This is a genomic window from Flavisolibacter tropicus, assembly GCF_001644645.1.
Taxonomy (GTDB): Bacteria; Bacteroidota; Bacteroidia; order Chitinophagales; family Chitinophagaceae; genus Flavisolibacter; species Flavisolibacter tropicus.
Map to the genome: position 1 here is coordinate 1,255,389 of NZ_CP011390.1, position 19,752 is coordinate 1,275,140.

The 19,752-nt window shown below is 40.9% G+C and carries 18 protein-coding genes and 3 tRNA genes; 4 read left to right on the forward strand and 17 right to left on the reverse strand.

The features are described from left to right. Entirely contained in the window at positions 1–1,068 is a 1,068-nt protein-coding gene (locus SY85_RS05135; protein WP_066402115.1) for a DUF3667 domain-containing protein, read from the reverse strand. Positions 1,069–1,169: 101 nt separating this feature from the next. On the opposite strand from SY85_RS05135, the gene SY85_RS05140 reads away from it, so the two are divergent. Continuing rightward, on the forward strand, positions 1,170–2,006 hold the full coding sequence (locus SY85_RS05140; protein ID WP_066402116.1) for a hypothetical protein: 837 nt from the start codon (positions 1,170–1,172) through the stop codon (positions 2,004–2,006). 224 nt (positions 2,007–2,230) lie between these two features. Here SY85_RS05140 and SY85_RS24990 read toward each other — a convergent pair whose 3' ends face one another. From SY85_RS24990 to SY85_RS05175, 6 genes are all read right to left on the reverse strand, one after another. Beyond that, positions 2,231–2,392 (reverse strand): GIY-YIG nuclease family protein, encoded by a 162-nt coding sequence (locus SY85_RS24990; protein WP_082886302.1) that lies wholly within the window; start codon positions 2,390–2,392, stop codon positions 2,231–2,233. Between the two features lie 135 nt (positions 2,393–2,527). Further along, positions 2,528–2,812, reverse strand: a complete 285-nt coding sequence (locus SY85_RS05150) for a GIY-YIG nuclease family protein (protein WP_066402118.1) — start codon at positions 2,810–2,812, stop codon at positions 2,528–2,530. 135 nt (positions 2,813–2,947) lie between these two features. Further along, on the reverse strand, positions 2,948–3,232 hold the full coding sequence (locus SY85_RS05155) for a GIY-YIG nuclease family protein (protein ID WP_066402119.1): 285 nt from the start codon (positions 3,230–3,232) through the stop codon (positions 2,948–2,950). Positions 3,233–3,271: 39 nt separating this feature from the next. Next, positions 3,272–3,357 (reverse strand) — tRNA-Leu (locus SY85_RS05160). 37 nt (positions 3,358–3,394) lie between these two features. Further along, a tRNA-Gly gene (locus tag SY85_RS05165) sits at positions 3,395–3,467 on the reverse strand. Positions 3,468–3,828: 361 nt separating this feature from the next. Then, positions 3,829–4,857 (reverse strand): glycosyltransferase family 2 protein, encoded by a 1,029-nt coding sequence (locus SY85_RS05175; protein WP_066402121.1) that lies wholly within the window; start codon positions 4,855–4,857, stop codon positions 3,829–3,831. A gap of 61 nt (positions 4,858–4,918) precedes the next feature. Between SY85_RS05175 and SY85_RS05180 the strand changes: the two genes are divergently transcribed. Next, the gene (locus SY85_RS05180) at positions 4,919–6,100 is read left to right on the forward strand and encodes a sensor histidine kinase (protein ID WP_066402122.1); all 1,182 of its coding nucleotides are present in this window, start codon (positions 4,919–4,921) and stop codon (positions 6,098–6,100) included. Between the two features lie 20 nt (positions 6,101–6,120). After that, a tRNA-Leu gene (locus tag SY85_RS05185) sits at positions 6,121–6,204 on the forward strand. A gap of 276 nt (positions 6,205–6,480) precedes the next feature. Here SY85_RS05185 and SY85_RS05190 read toward each other — a convergent pair. Then, positions 6,481–6,840 (reverse strand): cupin domain-containing protein, encoded by a 360-nt coding sequence (locus SY85_RS05190; protein ID WP_066402123.1) that lies wholly within the window; start codon positions 6,838–6,840, stop codon positions 6,481–6,483. A gap of 194 nt (positions 6,841–7,034) precedes the next feature. On the opposite strand from SY85_RS05190, the gene SY85_RS05195 reads away from it, so the two are divergent. Next, positions 7,035–7,436, forward strand: a complete 402-nt coding sequence (locus SY85_RS05195) for a two-component regulator propeller domain-containing protein (protein ID WP_066402124.1) — start codon at positions 7,035–7,037, stop codon at positions 7,434–7,436. A 378-nt stretch (positions 7,437–7,814) separates the two neighbouring features. Here the strand turns inward: SY85_RS05195 and SY85_RS05200 are convergent, their stop codons facing one another. The 9 genes from SY85_RS05200 to SY85_RS05245 all read right to left on the reverse strand — a co-directional run bounded on the left by SY85_RS05200 (position 7,815) and on the right by SY85_RS05245 (position 19,547). Beyond that, positions 7,815–10,250, reverse strand: coding sequence for an outer membrane beta-barrel family protein (locus tag SY85_RS05200; protein ID WP_066402127.1), 2,436 nt, complete (start codon positions 10,248–10,250; stop codon positions 7,815–7,817). Positions 10,251–10,807: 557 nt separating this feature from the next. Further along, positions 10,808–11,527, reverse strand: a complete 720-nt coding sequence (locus SY85_RS05210) for a sulfite exporter TauE/SafE family protein (RefSeq protein WP_082886303.1) — start codon at positions 11,525–11,527, stop codon at positions 10,808–10,810. Positions 11,528–11,537: 10 nt separating this feature from the next. Beyond that, the gene (locus SY85_RS05215; protein ID WP_066402130.1) at positions 11,538–11,975 is read right to left on the reverse strand and encodes a FixH family protein; all 438 of its coding nucleotides are present in this window, start codon (positions 11,973–11,975) and stop codon (positions 11,538–11,540) included. Positions 11,976–12,036: 61 nt separating this feature from the next. Beyond that, positions 12,037–13,467 carry a cytochrome c oxidase accessory protein CcoG gene (gene ccoG, locus SY85_RS05220; RefSeq protein WP_066409383.1) on the reverse strand — a complete coding sequence of 477 codons (1,431 nt, stop codon included), beginning with the start codon at positions 13,465–13,467 and terminating at the stop codon, positions 12,037–12,039. A gap of 7 nt (positions 13,468–13,474) precedes the next feature. Beyond that, positions 13,475–14,365: a cbb3-type cytochrome c oxidase N-terminal domain-containing protein gene (locus tag SY85_RS05225; RefSeq protein ID WP_066402131.1), complete on the reverse strand. Its 891-nt coding sequence runs from the start codon at positions 14,363–14,365 to the stop codon at positions 13,475–13,477. A gap of 3 nt (positions 14,366–14,368) precedes the next feature. Then, on the reverse strand, positions 14,369–14,578 hold the full coding sequence (locus tag SY85_RS05230) for a CcoQ/FixQ family Cbb3-type cytochrome c oxidase assembly chaperone (RefSeq protein ID WP_066402132.1): 210 nt from the start codon (positions 14,576–14,578) through the stop codon (positions 14,369–14,371). A gap of 6 nt (positions 14,579–14,584) precedes the next feature. Next, on the reverse strand, positions 14,585–16,783 hold the full coding sequence (gene ccoN / locus SY85_RS05235) for a cytochrome-c oxidase, cbb3-type subunit I (RefSeq protein ID WP_082886305.1): 2,199 nt from the start codon (positions 16,781–16,783) through the stop codon (positions 14,585–14,587). A 43-nt stretch (positions 16,784–16,826) separates the two neighbouring features. Further along, positions 16,827–16,979 (reverse strand): cbb3-type cytochrome oxidase assembly protein CcoS, encoded by a 153-nt coding sequence (gene ccoS, locus SY85_RS05240; protein ID WP_066402136.1) that lies wholly within the window; start codon positions 16,977–16,979, stop codon positions 16,827–16,829. Positions 16,980–17,063: 84 nt separating this feature from the next. After that, on the reverse strand, positions 17,064–19,547 hold the full coding sequence (locus SY85_RS05245; protein WP_226999011.1) for a heavy metal translocating P-type ATPase: 2,484 nt from the start codon (positions 19,545–19,547) through the stop codon (positions 17,064–17,066). Positions 19,548–19,752: the final 205 nt, after the last annotated feature.

Genomic DNA, 19,752 nt, shown 5'->3' on the forward strand with positions numbered 1-19,752 from the left:
TTAAAGTTGATATGCCGTAAATAAGAAGAAAAATAATAATAGCGCCGCGATTAATACAAGTCCTGTAAAGTTCAGTAGCAAAAACTTGAGAAACGTAATTCCTCTACGTTGACCATAAAAGTTACGCAATCCTTTATATAGATATACAAACCAAAGAATAACCAACATAAAGGCTAACCAACCAAATAGTCCCCAATTTAACACATCACCGAGCCTGATAAAACCAAATATGACTAACAAAATGATAAAACTGAAAATGTAGTGGTAAAGGGTAAACACAGCATGATCACTATAATAGAAAGATTTCCTCCTGATATATAACAGCTTTAACAGCCCTGCAAAAAACGGCAGTGAAAGGAAAAGTATATAAGGAAACCGGTGTATAAAATGTTCAAGTAAGCTCTTAAGTAAGAGGTTTCCATCCCCCTTAAACTTTTCATCTAACTCGAGGCTTTTACGGGCAAACTTTCGTGCTATCCACCCATCTCTTTTAGGTCCTGGCAATGCTTTTTGTATTGAATCATACTCAGGAATGGAATAATAGCGCCTGTTGTTGATTTCAATGCCGCTATCAATCTTCACATCTGCTTTAAGTACTGACTGGCTAGTATCCAGCAATAAGGCAATCTTTTTACCTAAAAGCGTATCTAAAGGCCTTTCCTTAAATTGTTCTCTATATTTTTCTACCAATTCCAGGCGTTCCTTATTAGAAAGATTTGCCGCTTGTGACCCTTCATTATCCATGGTATTAATATGACTAATAGAGAAAAACACCAAGAAAAAAACAGCCGACGTAAATAGATACATACGGATCGGATCCAAGTACTTCATCCTTTTTCCGCTGACATATTCATTAGCTACAAACCCTGGCTTAAATAGCAAAAACCGCAACGTGTCAAAAAACTTTCCATCAAAATGGAAGATATCGAAAACAAAATGTTTGCTTAAAGACCAAAAGTTTTGATGGGTAACGACATTTTCCTGGCCGCAGTTCTGACAAAACCGGCCTTGTACGGTTGTTCCACAATTAAGACAGTTCTTTTCTTTACGTTCTGGTTGATGAGACACGTCAAATTTTTGCTAAAAATAGTCACAAAATAGATTATTCTCTGCAGGTATACCGTACAGCCTAACCGTTTGTTTAACTTTGAGTAAAAGCTCATTATCCAATGAAAAAGATTCTTTTTAGTAGTCTGTTGTTTATCAGCCTGTCGGTATCGGCTCAATATTATTACAGTGATATTATTGGCACCAATGAAACAGCTACTACAATAAAGCTTTATAAGCAAAATAAAGTGAACCAGGTTGTTTTGAATAGCTACGATGGTGACGGCACTAAGAGTGATGCTTTTTTTGTTGAACAAACCTTCTCACCCACAACCAATACCCTTAAGACGATTACCCGGTCCGGAATTACATCAGCATCTATATTAACTACATTCTTTAACGAAAAAGGACAAGTATCAAAGACTATAGACAGCAGCGATGCCCTGGTAAATACAATGATCTATACTTATGATAATGAAGGATTATTAATAAATGTACAGCAATCTTCTATTGATTCGGCTAACGTGTTTTCGCAATTCGAAGAGCACCAATGGCAATATGAAAAAGGGAAAGTGAGCAAATTAATTCGTATAAAGAATAAGAAAGACACCTCTATTGTTCAATTTAAGTTAGACGAAGCCGGCAATATTGCAGAAGAACAAAGTTTTATTAATGGCAAGGCAAGCGAACCTGTTTATTATTATTACGATGATCAAAATCGATTGACGGACATTGTACGCTATAATAATAAAGTACGCAAACTACTTCCGGAGTATATGTTTGAGTATTCTAAATCCAACCAGGTTATTCAGAAAATTACCGTCCCTTCAAACAACTCTGATTACCTCATTTGGCGATTTCAATATGACAACAGAGGCTTAAAGATCAAAGAAGCTATATATAACAAACAAAAGCAATTAAACGGAAAGATCGAATATATCTATTCGTTTAGCTCTTAGTATATGGAGTACCAATACCTTGGAGACCGGAATACCACCCTTATTTTAAAAAATAAATTGCGTAAAGCCGTTCGAAGAAACGATGGCAAATGTAAACGCGGAAAGAACGGAACGATGCTGGTTGAATTTGAAAATGGAGAAAAACACGTAATTATTGGTAGGCTTTTGCGGAAAGTAAAGAAATAAAAAAAGCAACATAATGTGTTGCTTTTTTTATGCTGTTTCTACACGCGATAGACAGGTAAGTTAACAATACCCTTGACGGTATACGCATCCTGGTAATGTGCCGTATTGTGTTCCAACAGGCGCCTTTCCGCATCATCTGTTGTTCCAACATAAAAGCGGTTCAATTTTTCAGAGTAAAGGATATAGACCAGGTAGGGCATAAAACAAAAATAGCCGATCTTAAAAAGATCGGCTATTTAGTGCCCCGGAACGGACTTGAACCGTTACGACCGTTGCGGGTCACAGGATTTTAAGTCCTGCGTTCCCGAAGCTTCGGGATACCAATTCCACCACCACTACATTTTAGCAAGAACCGATTCAAGTACACCAGGAACGTCTTTGAGCTTTTGAATAAAAACCGATGACTTCATCTTTTTAACAAAGCGCTCCAGTTTATACGCTTGTTCACTGTTTGTGCACGCTATTGTCAAGTAAATCGTCCATGGAATGCCCTTGACGGTATACGCATCCTGGTAATGTGCCGTATTGTGTTCCAACAGGCGCCTTTCCGCATCATCCGTTGTTCCAACATAAAAGCGGTTCAATTTTTCAGAGTAAAGGATATAGACCAGGTAGGGCATAAAACAAAAATAGCCGATCTTAAAAAGATCGGCTATCTAGTGCCCCGGAACGGACTTGAACCGTTACGACCGTTGCGGGTCACAGGATTTTAAGTCCTGCGTTCCCGAAGCTTCGGGATACCAATTCCACCACCACTAAATTTTAGCAAGAACCGATTCAAGTACACCAGGAACGTCTTTGAGTTTTTGAATAAAAACCGATGACTTCATCTTTTTAACAAAGCGCTCCAGTTTATAGGCTTGTTCACTGTTTGTGCACGCTATTGTCAAGTAAATCGTCCATGGAATGCCCTTGACGGTATACGCATCCTGGTAATGTGCCGTATTGTGTTCCAACAGGCGCCTTTCCGCATCATCCGTTGTTCCAACATAAAAGCGGTTCAATTTTTCAGAGTAAAGGATATAGACCAGGTAGGGCATAAAATAAAAAAGCCGATCTTAAAAAGATCGGCTATCTAGTGCCCCGGAACGGACTTGAACCGTTACGACCGTTGCGGGTCACAGGATTTTAAGTCCTGCGTGTCTACCAATTCCACCACCAGGGCTCCAAAAAAAATCCTCCCAAAGCGGGAGGAAATCTTGAGCGGAAGACCGGGCTCGAACCGGCCACCCCGACCTTGGCAAGGTCGTGCTCTACCAAATGAGCTACTTCCGCTTTTAAAAGAACTTTTGTTTTGTTCGGGTTGCAAATATAAGGTAGCCTTACAATTCCAACCAAATATTTTTAAATTTATTTGTACTTAGGCGTATACTGTGTACTCTCCTGAACGGTAACATTCTTCAATGGCTCAAATCTCTCTCTATAAAGTCTGAAACAGCTACCCAAAAAGAAAACTACAAGACAAAAAATAGACAAATAAAATAGAAATGCAGAAGAAGAAACCCAGCTATGTGTGAAATCACGGTCTTGTACTTTCTGCAACTCTTCATGATATTCTTCCTGCTGATAATCCATAGACTAAATTTGTGGTGCAAAAATAAGGGGAACAAACTAAAATTAACAAATTGAAAATGGCTCAAGACTTCACAATAGCACTAAATAATTTCTGACCTTTTACAAAGTACTGCCAAATTACACTTCCATTATATACGCCAGGCAACTGTTTGAGAGGTTTAGCCACGTATTTTTTGCTAACAGCTTTCTTTGAAAACAACCATCTAAAAAATGCAATTTGCGCTTTTTGAACTGCCATAAAATACCTCTTATCCCCTCCTACTAACTCTTTAAATGCAGTAACCTGATCCAGTAATAAACGCACCGGCAACTTCCACCATTTTTCACTAAATGGGAGATTCTTTGCCAGCATGATATTGTTATTTCGAAAATTCAAAAATGTCTTTTTAGGGCTTCCCTTTGCCAAGGTGCCCCCTCCTACATGATATACAATGGATGAAGGGCAACAATAAATCTTATAGCCCGCCAGATGAATACGCCAGCATAAATCAATTTCTTCCTGGTGAGCAAAAAAGAAATCATCAAATCCTTTCATTTCATGAAAAACATGACTTCTGACCATAAGAGCAGCTCCACTTGCCCAAAACACCTCTACCGTATCATTATATTGAAGATCATCTTTCTCGCAAGTATCAAAAACACGTCCCCTAGCAAAAGGATAGCCAAGACTATCAATCCATCCACCAGCAGCACCAGCATATTCAAATTGATCTTTTTGGTGAAATGCTAACAGTTTAGGCTGACAAGCAGCGTTTTTTTCATCCTTCTCCAATATAGCCACCATGGGCTGCAACCAACCTGGGTCTACTTCTACATCTGAATTTAAAAGCACATAAAAATCTGCTTTAACCTCCTTCAGCCCCTCGTTATACCCTTTCGCAAACCCAAAGTTTTGTGTAAGCGTTATAATATCTACATGTGGAAAGTTTTTTTGTATTACGCTAATGGAATCATCTGTTGATGCATTATCTATTACAACCACGCGAAAGTTAGAATATGTTGAAGCCAATACAGACGGCAGAAATTGTTCTAAATACTTTCTTCCATTCCAGTTTAATATAACAACAGCTATTGAAGGTAATGCAGCCAAAACAACTAAATAATTTCACCAAAATTAGGCGAACGTTTATTATACTGCTTATTTTCGGCACATGTTTCGTCAACTCCTTACCTGGCGGGCTTTATTAGCACTAGTAGCCATCCTCATTGTTAGCGGCACTATTTCATACTCATCCTACCTAGCCAAGAAGATCGAGAAAGATGAAAGAGAAAAAGTAGAACAATGGGTAGAGGCCGGTAATTTTATAAATAACCCAAGCAACCAAGATATTCGTCTGGCGTCATTGATCCTTATTCAAACAGACATTCCCATTATAGAAACCAATGAAAAGGATAGTATTACAAACTGGGTGAACCTGGATTCTGCCGAAGTGAAAAAAGGATGGCCTAATCATGAGCCTACCAAGAATCTAAATACCAATAACTACCTTAAGGGCCGCCTAGTTACGTTCCAATCATCCCGTCCTCCAATAGAATGGACAGACCCCTTAGATTCAACACACCGCAACCGATACTATTATGGCAACTCAAAGCTTTTAAATGAGGTGCAGTATTACCCTATAGTACAACTATTTATTGTAGCACTATTTATTATTATAACCATATTAGCCATACGTAGCAGCTACCTATCTACTCAAAACCAGGTATGGGCAGGTATGGCTAAAGAAACAGCACACCAGTTAGGAACACCCGTATCATCTTTGGAAGGATGGCTTGAAATATTGCGGGAAACACCTGGAAATGAAAAATATGTGCCTGAACTTGAAAAAGATATTTCACGCCTTCGCTTGGTGTCCGATAGATTTGGCAAGATTGGTAGCTCGCCACAACTAGAAAAACTAAATGTTGTTAAGCAGGTAGAAGAAGTAGTAGAATATGTACGTAAGCGAGCCCCAGGCAAAGTACTGTTCAAGCTCAATAATTATTTGAGTAACGACATAATCATTCCTTTGTCGGGGCCTTTGTTTGACTGGGTCATTGAAAACCTTTTGAAGAATGCTCTTGATGCCATGGAAGGGAAAGGAAGTATCACAATAGATCTTCAGGAAAACAAAAAAGAAGTAATTGTAGATGTCAGTGATACCGGGAAAGGAATAAGTTCCCAAAATTTAAGCAAGGTATTTAAGCCAGGCTTTACTACAAAGAAGCGTGGATGGGGCTTAGGGCTTAGTTTATCAAAGCGAATTATTGAACAATATCACAAGGGTTCTATAGAAGTAAAAAACTCTGAATTAGGAAAAGGCACAACGTTTCGCATAATTTTAAAAAAATAAGATATTTTTGCGCTCCACATGCCCAGGTGGCGAAATTGGTAGACGCACTACCTTGAGGTGGTAGCGCTGGAAACGGCGTGCTGGTTCGAATCCAGTCTTGGGCACAATTTATTACGCCGGAATACTATTATTCCGGCGTAATAATTCTTATTAAGCTGAATTTGGCTTGTTTCCAATTCGCCCTTGTACAGAAAGGGTTTCCAAGCTAGGTTTATTCCGACATATTGTATCGGAATAATATTATTTACTATTTATAATTGCTACTTGATTCTAAAAGTTCATCTCTGTTAATCAGACGATCATAAGCTTAAGTTTCCTTAGAGGTAATGGTTTAGATTTTACAGTAGACTACCCAAGCATTGGAGTAACAGAATTATCGTTTACAAACTAATTTGAGGAATAAAATCTTTGCGCATGGGGCTAAATACATCAATCAATGTTCCGGCTTCCAAACAAACTACGCCGTGCCACTCGTTGGAGGGAATAAAAAAAGCATCACCGGCTTTTAGCACCTGCTTTACTCCTGCTATTTCTACTTCAAAGATGCCGCTTTCAATATTCGTTAATTGCGTATGTACATGCTGATGTACAGCGCCAATGCTTCCTTTCTCAAAGGCCACCTTTACTAACATAACATCATCCGTATAGGCCATCACTATTCTTCTCACACCCTCTCCTACCTTTTCCCAGATTATTGATTCGTTTTGAATAAAAACAGATTTATTATTTAGAGTAATCATTTGTTACGTATTCGTATAAAAGTACTTTAAAAGCTGCTTTTTCATTAATGATTTTGCATGCAATTATGCTTTCTCAATTCTACGCAGATACAATCGTTGTATACTAATCGCATCATAGATTTTTGAAGGGCAAATACATTCTTACTATATGGCGCGTCGAACAATTGATTATATTTAAACAATATGAAATTGTGATGTACTTTAAGAAAATCACCCTTCCTATATTTGGCATCTTCAGCCTATTTGTTGTCTATGGGCAATCACTTCCATTTGAAAAATACACTTCTAAAAATGGTTTGATATCCGATCGTATTACAGCCATTGCGCAGGATGAGGAAGGCTTTATGTGGTTTGGTTCCTATTTTGGCATTTGTCGTTACGCCGGACTTGCATTTGAAAGGCTTGAACTCCCTTCTCAACAACAAAACCGATATGTCACTTTTTTAGGGGCAGCCAATGGCAAAATGTATGCAGGCTTTTTATTCAGTGGTGGCTTGGCTGAATGGAGCGGAAATAAAGTGAATATGCATTTTATCCGGGGAAAAGATTCGGTTTTGGCAAATGAATTTGTCTGTATGTACGACAATAAAGACTGAAGCATTTTGCTCTGTAATCGCTCCAGTCAAATCCACCAGTTCAAAGACGGAACGTTTTCGCTTGTATACACTATTAAGAAGAAAAATCTATCACCATCACAAATAATTACGCCGGAATAATAGTATTCCGACGTAATATTATTCTGAAGTCATAAGGAAGCCATCGCTACTTACGGTTATGCTACAACCATCAATTTATTGTTGCAATTAGCTGCCCGGGAAATAGTTTTGACCCGGCAACTAAACGCTCCACTTTCAATGGCTTCGCCCCTACTGTTTTTCCCATCAAACGAACTGGTTGAAGTTTGAACTTAGAAATTAATTACTGAGTGCTTGTACCCGTTTTACATTCAGATGAAAAAGTATCGGATGAGAGACCTAATTCCCGCTACCGGCCCGGTTGATCTCGTCTGTGGCACCACCCTCAGATCGTCTTACGGCTTTCATCGTCTTGCCAAACCGCCAACTAAAACTGAGTCGCGCCACTCTAGTGTCCCATTTTATCCTGAATGGTTCGTGAGCGTTCTCAAATGTGGAATAGCCGGAATAGTTCTGAAAATAAGTGATATCACGGATGCTTAGTTTGAGCGAACCTTTACCCTTCAATACTTGCTTTGAAACGCCTAGGTTTAGTTCCCCCTGTGGCTTCAGCCACTCCTGTAAATCTATCTGGCTTTTTGTTTGATAAAATCCGCTGATTTCGGCTCCCCATCCTTTTTTAAACTGGAACTGGTTATTCAGGCTCACATTCAACTGACTTATTTTTACCGTTATAGGAGCCCAAACAACGCCATTTATGATCTTGTGATTGAATATGGCAACGGCAGTCATGTTCCACCATTTTGTTACCGGAACCTGGTAGGTTTCACTGACACTGAAATTCTGGAAGGAACCTACATTACCCCGGGTATAGATAATAATATTCTTATTTTCATTACTGCTGTTTGAATCAATGATGAATATCTGTGAAAAATAATCCCGCAGGTATCCGTACGACAATTCCGTGGTAAGCTTTTCCTTGTAGGTGTGCGCCAATGCAACATTCCAAGTGTATTGTGGCTTGATAAAAGGGTTACCGCTTTCGTAGGTGTATTTGTTCAGTATCCTGAGGAAAGGATTTAGGTTTTGAAACGGAGGCCGATCTATTCTTCTTCCTGCCCGAATGGTTAATGTGTTATTGCTATCGGCCTGGTAAGAAACAAAAGCAGTTGGGAAAAGGCTGCCATAGGTCCTCTTGAAGGCCGAATCCTTTACCACAGCATTTCCAAGCTGGTGTGCCTTGTAAGATGTAAACTCGTATCGCAACCCGGCCTGCCCATGCCATTTCCCTTTCTCGGCGTCTGCGCTTGCATATGCAGCACTGATCTTTTCGTTATATAAAAAATGGTTGGTGCGGCTCAAGTCGGGCCGCCAGTTGTTATTATCGAGGTAAAAATATTCGGCCAGGTTATCTGTTTTGTTGACTGCTGTTTTCAAACCTGTTTCCAGCAAAATTGTTTTAAAGCGTTTAGCGTAATCCACTTTGAGTGTTACAATATCCAACTTCGACGGCGTATTACCTTTTGTCGTCAATACAGGACTGCCCGGTATGAGTAGCTGTGTTTGATAATGTTGATCGTTGTCTATATTGAAATTCACATAATCTACGTCGAAGCTCAATTCGGTGGTTTTATTGATTTGATGCCTGCCGTTGAAATTAACTCCACCTCTTTTAAATTCGGTAGTGTTTTCGCCAAGGGTATTAATCGTAGAATCGATAATATAGTTTTTGTCCATCCAATTGATGTCGCTGGAAAAAGATCCGTTCCGGTTAAAGAGGCCCCCGGTAAATACAAGGCCCAGGGTGGTGCGATTGCTTACAAAGAAATCTAAACCTGTTTTAAGGTTATGCGCCGAAGCTCTGTTCTTCCCAAAATTCGGTTGCTCAAGCAACGCAGAATCTTCCCCTTGATTATCGAAATAAGTCCGAAGTGTCCAGATGTCCTGAAACTCAGTGTTTGCACGAATGCCGTAGTTCAGGAACCCGTTTATTTTCCCTTGGCGGTAATTCAGGTTAAGGGTATTGCCTGTTTTGGAATAAACGCCCTGCCCAACACTTAGATTTAAGGAGCCATTGAAACCTCTCTGGTTGTTGGTCTTGGTTTTAATGTTAATAATACCAGCGTTACCGGAAGCATCATATTTGGCACCCGGGTTTTCAATAAGCTCAATCGCAGCTACCTGTGAAGCACTGATTCCTGAAAGATAGGCCTGCAAGTCGGCACCACTAAGTTGTATCGGTTTCCCATCAATTAATACCGTGACGGCAGGCTTGCCTTTCATAATGATGGAGCCATCTTTTCCGATGGTCAAGCCAGGTGATTTTTCAAGGACATCCATCACCGTTGCGCCTGCGTTTGTAATATTGGCCTCCGGATTTATAACGGTTTTATCCGGCAGAAATTGAACGAATGGCTTTTTGGAAACGACGGTTACACCGGTCAGTAAGCCTGCTTTCGGCTGTAGTATAATCGTATCTATAACTGAAGTATTTTTTTGGAGATCCAACCACCGGCTAAAACCGTCTTCGTGTCCCGAACTGGTTGCCTTAACCCTGTATGTTCCGAGGTTTATATCAGAAAATTCAGTTGTACCGTCGGCGTTGACTGTCTCCGTTTGGATTGCAACGGAATCCACCGTTAATAAATATACGGTTGCCCCTTGTAATGCGACTTTCTTGTCATTTAGCACGGCAATGCGAACACGCCGATTAACTTGTGCATCAACACTGCTATAAAAACAGATTAAAAAAAGAGGCAAGACCACTTTAAACATGAGAGAGGCAGTTTTACACGAAAATATTTGAGGAGTGTAAGATAAGCCCGGCTTTTTACTCCAGCGGCAATAATCTTATCTAAGGTTGTACCATACAGATGCTCGCTACCATGACCTTACTCTTAACAGTTATACATATTCCCTGCTGCGAGTTTTGGGAACATTTGTTTCAGGTTCCATTTTCTTCCTCCTAACTAAAGGGGCCAGCAAACGCCTATCCTATAAAGAAATTAAAAAGGGCTTAGAGAAAAAGCCGCTAACCTTTGTCCTGGAGAAACCCTGTGGCGTAGGCCGTTTTAGCATGCTGGCATTTGTAGCATTTACCAAATTACAAAGGAGTCTTCACTTGTAGATTATTGATAATCAGCCAACATTTTCAAATATTCAAACTCAAAGTTCGATCTGCTGCTAGGCCTGTGCCTGAATTATTACGTCTGACTCTAAACCTGCTCGCTATAATTAAGTTGTGTATTAGTATTTAAGTATGAATAAGCCTTAATTCAACGTTTCCATGAAGAGATGATGTATCGTTATCTAGCATGGTCTCCTATATATTATTAATGACAACTTGCTTCCTGCCCTTGAACAATATAAGCTGGTGGATCTGGACTCAAATATGGAATACCCAATCCCAAGCCGCGTAATATCAATAAGGCCGCCATGACAAAGAGAAACACGGGCACCAGGCGACGCAACCGCAGGCGCAATTGCTGGTTCAGAAAACTACCAAAGAAGACTATACCCAACATAGCGGGGAATGTACCTAAACCAAAGAAGAACATAAACATCCCTCCTTTTAGCGCGCTACCTGTAAGGAAAGAAAAAGTAATTGCCAGGTACACCATACCGCAAGGTAATAGCCCATTCAATAACCCAAAGCTAAAAACTGAGCTATACTTCTTTGAATGCAACAGTTTACCTAACGCCTTCCCTAAAAAAAGGAAAGGATCATATCCTTTCATCATCTTAAGGCGATTTGATTTCCAAACAGCAGGTACCAACAAGTAAAGAAGAATACCGCTTCCTAATACAATGGAAAATACACTTTGCCAGCGTGTGGAAATCACATATTGACTAGTAAGTCCTAACAAAACCCCTAATAGTGAATAAGTAGTAATGCGACCAAAATTATACAACGCACCACCTGCTGCCCGTCCCCAATTATTCCGGTGACTGATGGGCAATGCAAAGGCCAATGGACCGCACATGCCAATGCAGTGCAAACTACCCACGGCTCCCATAATAATAGCCGATGTTATAATTTCCGGAACGCTCATAAAATAATTATTAAAAGGAATGGTTTTGCTCCTGGAAGTACTGCTCTCCCTTCCATTCCCACGATAACTTAACCGTATACAACCCTGTTAGTGACAGGTTAAACTGTTTATTATATGCGCCGTTGTTCGTTTCAAATGATTGGCGGATATCCTGACTGGCGTCAGAAGCGCGGTACAAATACACTTCCCCTTTTACTGCGGAACCTGCGCATTCTGCAGGAAACTGAATGGATAATTGATTGTTCTTATAAGCGATAACTGGTTCAGCAGATAAATGTGCCACGCGTTTCTTCTGATCAATTATATCCTGATATTTGAGTTCCTGCTCGTAATAGTTTTCTGTAACCAGGTCAAAGTGCTCATTATTCGCACGAAATACCAAGTATAAAATACCAGCTACAAATAACAGGTAAGCTATTGCTATTTTATATCCCCAACTCAGTTTCATAATCTTTATTATTTTATGGTGTAAGCATGTTATCCAATTGTGTCTTGACATCAGCCAGGGTTTAATAACCGGGGCCCAAAAATGTGGTGGTAACCGTTTTTATTTTTTTAGTGCCTTCATAAATGCCAATGGTGAGGGGCGTCTTCCGCCGAACAATATGCGCCCTATCCACTTTTACAAAAAAGGTTGTCTGGAAATAAGATTCAGCTGGTACGGCTAGCTCTTTAGCAATGACCGTGATCTCTCCACTTACATTCTCCAGCCTCATGGTTACTGGAATAGCCGTTTTGGTTTTATTAGCTAACTTGATATTGTATAAATTACTGATCCGGCCATCAGGCTGGGTTTGAAAGATCTGCCCGGGCGTACGCAGGAGCGTGACATCAACATCACTGCGGCTGGCTAACAAATACACCAAGGCACTTAACAATAAGACCAATACAGTTGAATAAGCAGCTAATCGCCAGTTGAACGATGTTTTCTTTCCTGTAGCAATATTTTCCTCTGAGTCAATGCGTATTAATCCCAACGGTTTATTGATCTTTTCCATGATGGCATCACAAGCATCAATACAGGCCGTACAGTTCACGCACTCTAATTGTGTACCGTTTCGGATATCGATACCTGTTGGACAAACCCTGACACAGGCCGTGCAATCAATACAGTCGCCAGCCGAAGTATCCAAAGTGGCTTTTTTCAATTTGCCCCTTGGTTCTCCGCGTACGTAATCATACGCTACTACCATTGACTTACGGTCTAGCAGTACACCTTGTAAGCGGCCATAGGGGCAAACTATAATACAAGCCTGCTCGCGAAACCAATAGAATACAAAGAAGAAAACAGTGGTGAAGCCAAGCAACGAGAAGAACGTTCCTAAATGATCGGCGATTCCATCTTCTACCATCTTTATTACCCGATCCATCCCAATGATATAAGACAGGAAGAAATTGGCAAACACAAAAGAAACCAGGAAGAAGACAGCTACTTTTAAGGATCGCTTTTTAAACTTATACGCATTAAAGGGCATTTCCTTCAAACGCTTCTGTGCCGCCGCATCGCCATCAATCCAGTACTCCAGCTTGCGAAATACCATTTCCATAAAAACGGTCTGTGGGCAAGCCCAACCGCACCATACTCTACCGAACACCACGGTAAAGAGTACGATAAACACCATGAACGTGAGAAAACCAATAGCGAAGATGAAAAAGTCCTGTGGCCAGAAGATTTGCCCAAATAAGATGAACTTGCGCTCCACAACATTAAATAGAAACAGTGGCTCTCCCTGTATTTTTATTAAAGGCAGGGTAAAAAAAACAGCCAAGCATAGCAACGAGACAATCGTCCGCCAGCGGTACAACTTTCCCTTAGGTTGCTTAGGGAAAAGGAAGTTCCGCTTTCCCTTCTGATTAATGGTAGCAACTGAATCCCGGAAACTCTGGTCCAGCAATTCTTTTTTCTTTTCACTAATCGCTATTGGGCTTTCATTTTGCATTTTGATATTATTTCTTAGTGGCAGTATCCACTTGCACTTTTGCCAATTCATTCTCGGCAAACAATTCGCCTTGTGGCGATTTAGCATTGGCAGGCTTAGTACCTTTTAATGACTTAACATAACTAGCAATGTTTTTGATCTCTGATGGAGAAAACGCTTTTTCCCATGCCGGCATACCCTTATCAGATACACCATATTTGAGGGTTTTGAATACATCATTAATACTGCCACCGTGCAACCAATAGTCATCGGTTAGGTTTGGACCTACACCACCTTCTCCATTCATGCCATGGCATACAAAACACTGCTTATTGAAGATTTGTTTTCCAGCAGCGATGCCTGCTGCATCAGACATTGTAACGGTCTTTTCATCCACCATATCATTTGACGACTTTCGGTAAGCTTCAATTTCAGCAGCGGCAATACGCATTTCGGTGTTATACTCCTGTTCAGGATTTGGCCCGGTTTTCCAAACGTGGAAGCGAAGCAGGTAAAAAAAAGCAACAACAATTGTAGCATAGAAGCCGTATTTCCACCATGGGGGCAATGAGTTATCCAGCTCACGGATGCCATCATATTCATGGTCTAATATGAACTCCTCTTCTTTTTCAAGAGGTATGGCTTTTGTAAAGAATTTAGCATCAATAGTAGCCCACCATTCTTTGAACGTAAGGCGTTTTTCAGGTTCGCTTTCATCCAGTTTTTTCAACCGAATGAATACGTTAATCATTAAAAAGATCATGAATAGGATCATGGAGGTTAAGCCCCACACCCATGCATTACCGCCACCTTTAGGCGCTACAATCTCTAGTGCCGCCTGCTCTTGTCCAAAGGCAAGAGTGGTGACAAATAGGAGTGATAAAGCAATTAATATCTTGAAAGTGTGTTTTCTTCTCATTGTTTAAGCTTGATTTAGGAAATTGGAGAATACATTTTTCTCTTCACTCAGATCCAGCGGCAGATTACTTATAGCCTCAACCCGCTGCTTATCCATCTTTTTTACGTAATACAGAACGGCAATAAAGAAGATAACAAAGACTAACAATGAAAAAATCGGGTAGATATTGATCCCTTCAATTGAAGCTGCATATTGTTTGATATATTTTAGCATGATTGACTATTTGGGTTGTGCTTTATTGTTATCGATGTCTTTTCCTAAGCGCTGCAGGTAAGCTATAATAGCAATGATCTCACGGTTAGAGGGCACATTAATACTGTCCTTATGTAGATTAGCTGTAATCTGATTGGCCTGCTTTACCAGATCTTGGTTAGCAATCATATCATAACCTGCCGGATAGGATACACCTACTGCTTGCATAGCACGGATCTTTGCACCAGTGCTTGCTGTGTCAATTACATTATCAATGAGGAACGAGTAGGCTGGCATTACAGAACCTGTAGAAAGTGATTGAGGATCATCCATGTGGTTGAAGTGCCATGTATCTGACTTCTTATTATTACCAGCACCTTCACGAGATAAATCGGGGCCTGTACGTTTAGAACCCCACAGGAATGGATGGTCAAAAACAAACTCGCCTGCCTTTGAATATTCTCCGTATCGCTCTGTTTCTGAACGGAACGGCCGAATCATTTGTGAGTGACAGGTATTGCAGCCCTCACGCACATACATATCGCGCCCATGCAGTTCCAATGGTGTGTAGGGTTTTACACTAGCGATGGTAGGGATGTTTGACTTTACCATAAAAGTGGGGATCATTTCCACTGCACCACCAATTAGGATCACGATCAGTGTCATCACTAGTAATGGTGTAGGCTTACGCTCGATCCAACGATGCCAGTGCTCGCCAGTATGTTTTGTATATTCTTTAGCTAATGATGGAGCTTCTGCTTTTTCATCAGCCAGCAGGTTGGCTTTACGAACGGTCCTAAATAGGTTGTACATCATTACAATGGCACCAGTCACAAACAGGGCGCCACCGAAAGAGCGTACTGCATAGTACGGCTTCATAAACGTTACTGTATCCAGGAAACTATATTTTAATTGACCGCTCGGTGTAAATTCTTTCCACATGGAAGCCTGCATCAGTCCAGCCCAATACATGGGAATAGCATAAAAGAGAATACCCAATGTTGCAATCCAGAAATGGAAGTTGGCCAGCTTTTTAGAATGTAATTCCGTACGGAAGATCTTAGGCACTAACCAGTATAAGATACCGAAGGTGAGCATGGCATTCCAACCCAGGCCACCAACGTGTACGTGAGCTATGGTCCAATCTGTAAAGTGGCTAATAGCGTTGATACTCTTCAACGACATCATGGGTCCTTCAAATGTAGCCATGCCATAGGCCGTAACCGCTACTACCATAAACTTCAGGATCACATCTTCCCGTACTTTATCCCAGGCACCACGCAAGGTCAATAGTCCGTTGATCATACCACCCCAGCTTGGGAAGATGAGCGTAAATGAAAACACAATACCTAAAGACTGCGCCCAGTTAGGCAATGCTGTATATAACAGGTGGTGTGGACCCGCCCAGATATAAATAAAGATCAAAGACCAGAAATGAATAATGGACAACTTATAGGAGAATACAGGACGATTGGCTGCTTTTGGCAGGAAGTAATACATCAAACCCAAGTAAGGCGTAGTCAGGAAAAAGGCTACCGCGTTGTGTCCATACCACCATTGTACCAGCGCATCCTGCACACCGGCATAAACGGGATAGCTTTTCAAAAAGCTGACAGGAACTTCAATAGAATTAACAATGTGGAGTACGGCAACTGTGACGAATGTGGCAATGTAAAACCAAATAGCTACATACAAATGACGTTCCCGGCGCTTTAGGATCGTAGCAAACATATTCCAGCCAAAGACCACCCATACTACAGTGATGGCAATGTCAATTGGCCATTCCAGTTCTGCGTACTCTTTACCAGAAGTAAATCCAAGTGGTAGCGTCAAAGCCGCAGCGACAATAATTAATTGCCAGCCCCAGAAATGGATCTTGCTCATTGCATCACTCCACATGCGCGTTTTAAGCAGGCGCTGAATAGAATAATAGTAGCCCATGAAAATGCCATTGCCGACAAATGCAAAAATCACTGCATTAGTATGTAGTGGACGCAGCCGACCGAAATTGAAATATGGCTGCAGGTTCAAAGTTTTTGGGAACACCAGTTGTAAGGCTACCCAAAGACCTGCCAGCATGCCTACTACGCCCCAGATAATGGTGGCATAAGCAAAGTTTCTTACAATCTTGTTATCATAATAAAACGTTTCCCGCTTGCCCACTGAATGGTGTTGGTGTGGAGTTCCAACGGCTTCACGTCCTTGAATGATTTGGTCCGGCTGCATGTATGTATTTGTTTTGAATTAGTATAAGGAAATCAAGTGTATTTTATTCTGCTGGGGGCTTGTCATCAAACAGCATTCTAACTGAAGGCGTATAAGCATCATCATATTGGCCTTTTTTTACCGACCAGATAAAGGCGACCAGGAATCCGCCGGCCACAATGACACTAACAATGATTAATACAAATAGTACACTCATTTATAAATTCTAAGCTGGCAAAAGTATTAGGGCTGATAGGCAGGGGCGCTGAGTTGAATCATACAGTTTTATGACAATTATCAGCTATTGCACCCCGTTACGACGAGCAGCTATGGAAGTGGCAATCGTTACAAAGGTGACAATGGTAATAGAACTCAAAGGCATTAATATGGCAGCCACCATTGGACTCAGTTTTGCCTGTAAAGCAAAGCTCAATCCTACAATATTGTATAAAATAGAAAGTGTAAAACTGATAGAAACAACGCGTTTGCCCGAACGTGCGTATTGCAGGAAAGCATCTAACATACCTACTTTGCTACTATCTAAGATGGCATCACAAGCAGGCGTAAACTGGCTGGTATTCTCTGCTACCGCAATACCTACATCACTTTGCTGCAAGCTACCTGCATCGTTAAGCCCATCTCCCAGCATTAAAACGCGTTTGGTAGCACTGGTTTGTTGCAAGTGTTTAATGTACTCCAGCTTGTCCTGAGGTGTTTGGTGGAAAAGAAGTGGTATCTGCTGCCCAAAAAACTGTTGCAAGGCTTCTTTTTCAGCGCTATTATCTCCAGATAAGACATGAAGATCATAAGAGCGCTCCTCCAGCTTTTGTACCATTTCATTGACGCCGTTTCGGTACTGATTACGAATAAAAAAACATCCTCGCACGCTGCTATCTATAGCAATCCACACCTCAGTAGCCGAAGTACTTCGCTCTTTTCTAAATCCTTTTACAAAAGCAAAGGAGCCCACACGTATAGGCGTTTCATTCACCAATGCTTCCATACCTTGACCAGCTTTTTCGGCAAACTGGCTTATCGTTAGAGCCTGCACCGGGTGTTGGTGCAACAAATAATCCGTAAGCAGGCGGCTTAAAGGGTGTACCGATTGACTGACAACCGAGTACAATAGGCTGCATTCTTCATCACTCAAGGGCTTTCCTTCAAAATCAATTTGGGCTTTGGCCGAAAAGGTAAGCGTTCCTGTTTTGTCAAACACAACCGTATTGATCCTGGCTAATGCCTCTATGACACTAGCATTTTTAAGATATAGCTTGCTTTTTCCAAAATGCCGCAGCATGTTTCCAAATGTAAAGCTGGAGGAAAGTAAAAGTGAGCAAGGACAGGCTACAATCAAGGCCGCGGTGAGGGCGTAAAATACTTTATGTGCATCTACCACATACCAGTAAACACTGGCAATAGCAGTAATACTGAAAAGTATGGCAGTAAAATAGCGGCTCCAGGGGTGTACAAACGATTTATCTTTATTCTTTTGCTCTCTGAAAATATCGTTATTATTCCATAACTGGGTAATATAGCTTTGTGATACCGGCTTTACTACTTCCAGCTCAATACGGCCAGAAAGTTGTTTGGCTCCTGCGTAGATCAACTCCCCTGGTCGTTTTAAAACGGGAAGGTTTTCCCCCGATACAAAGCTGTAGTCAATATTGCCTTCACCATTGATCACAATAGCATCGGCAGGTATCATCTCATTACTTCGTACCAGAATACGATCTCCTTTTTCTAAAGCATTGATCGGTATGCATTCCTCCCTTTGCTCCTTTATTCGGGTTACTCCTAATGGAAAATAAGATTTATAATCCCTGTCAAAAGAAAAGGCATCATAGGTTTTGTTTTGAAACCACCTTCCTACCAGCATAAAGAGCACAATGCCACTCATACTATCAAAATAGCCCGCACCTGTTCCACTTACTACTTCATAAACACTCCGGCTAAAAGTGATCAGGATAGACAATGCAATGGGCGCGTCAATATTTAACCATTTCTGCTTCAGTCCCTTACAAGCTGAAATAAAGAAATCAGAAGCGCTATAAAAAAATACAGGAAGCGACAAGAAAAGGTTCAAATACGTAAACAGGTGTTTTAGAAAGGCTTGCTGGATATCACCTGAAGAAAAATACTCGGGAAAGCTTAGCATCATGATATTGCTGAAGCAAAAGCCTGCTACCCCTATTTTATAAAATTGCTGCCGGCTAATAGACTTGGGCCGTTTTTTCTCAGAGTCATTCAGGCTGATATACGGCTCATAACCCACATAGCTTAAGAGCTCGATTACCTTACGTAAAGACGTAAGCTCCAGCTCAAATGCCACAACTATCTCTTTATTATTGAAATTAACCTTTGAATATATAATACCTTGTTGTAAGACATGCAGGTTTTCCAGTAACCATACGCAAGAGGCGCAATGCATTTGGGGCAGGGAAAGGCTTACATGGCTTTGTTTACCGTCAGTAAAACGTACCAGCTTTTGCTGCACCTCTTGATTGTCCAGGTAAGCAAACTTCTCAGCGGCGTAATTGCCTTTTACCTTTATACCCGGCGTATTACTTAGATCGTAATAGTTGCAAAGATCATTGTCTTTAAGCAGCTTGTATACAAACTGGCAACCATCGCAGCAGAAAGCATAATTGTCAAACTCAATCTGCCCGGTGCAGGTTTCCCCACAATGAAAACAATGTATTACTTCAGCCTTCAATGGTTTAGATCGGTGTAACGGTAGCGTGCCAGGAGTAGCCATATTAGCTGCAAAGGACGCTTGCGTGTTCATATATTATTTATGACTCCCTTCATAAACAATGCTGATTGAAGTCAGGCGAATTATGAAAAAATAACAGAAACCTATAATATTAAATTGTTACATATTTTAGTTATGAAAATATTCAAGCACCAATTATAAGTGGTTGAAATGGATTGAGGAGAGTCACAGCAGAACTTCATTTCCCCTACGGGTTTCACCGCCTGACAAATATGCT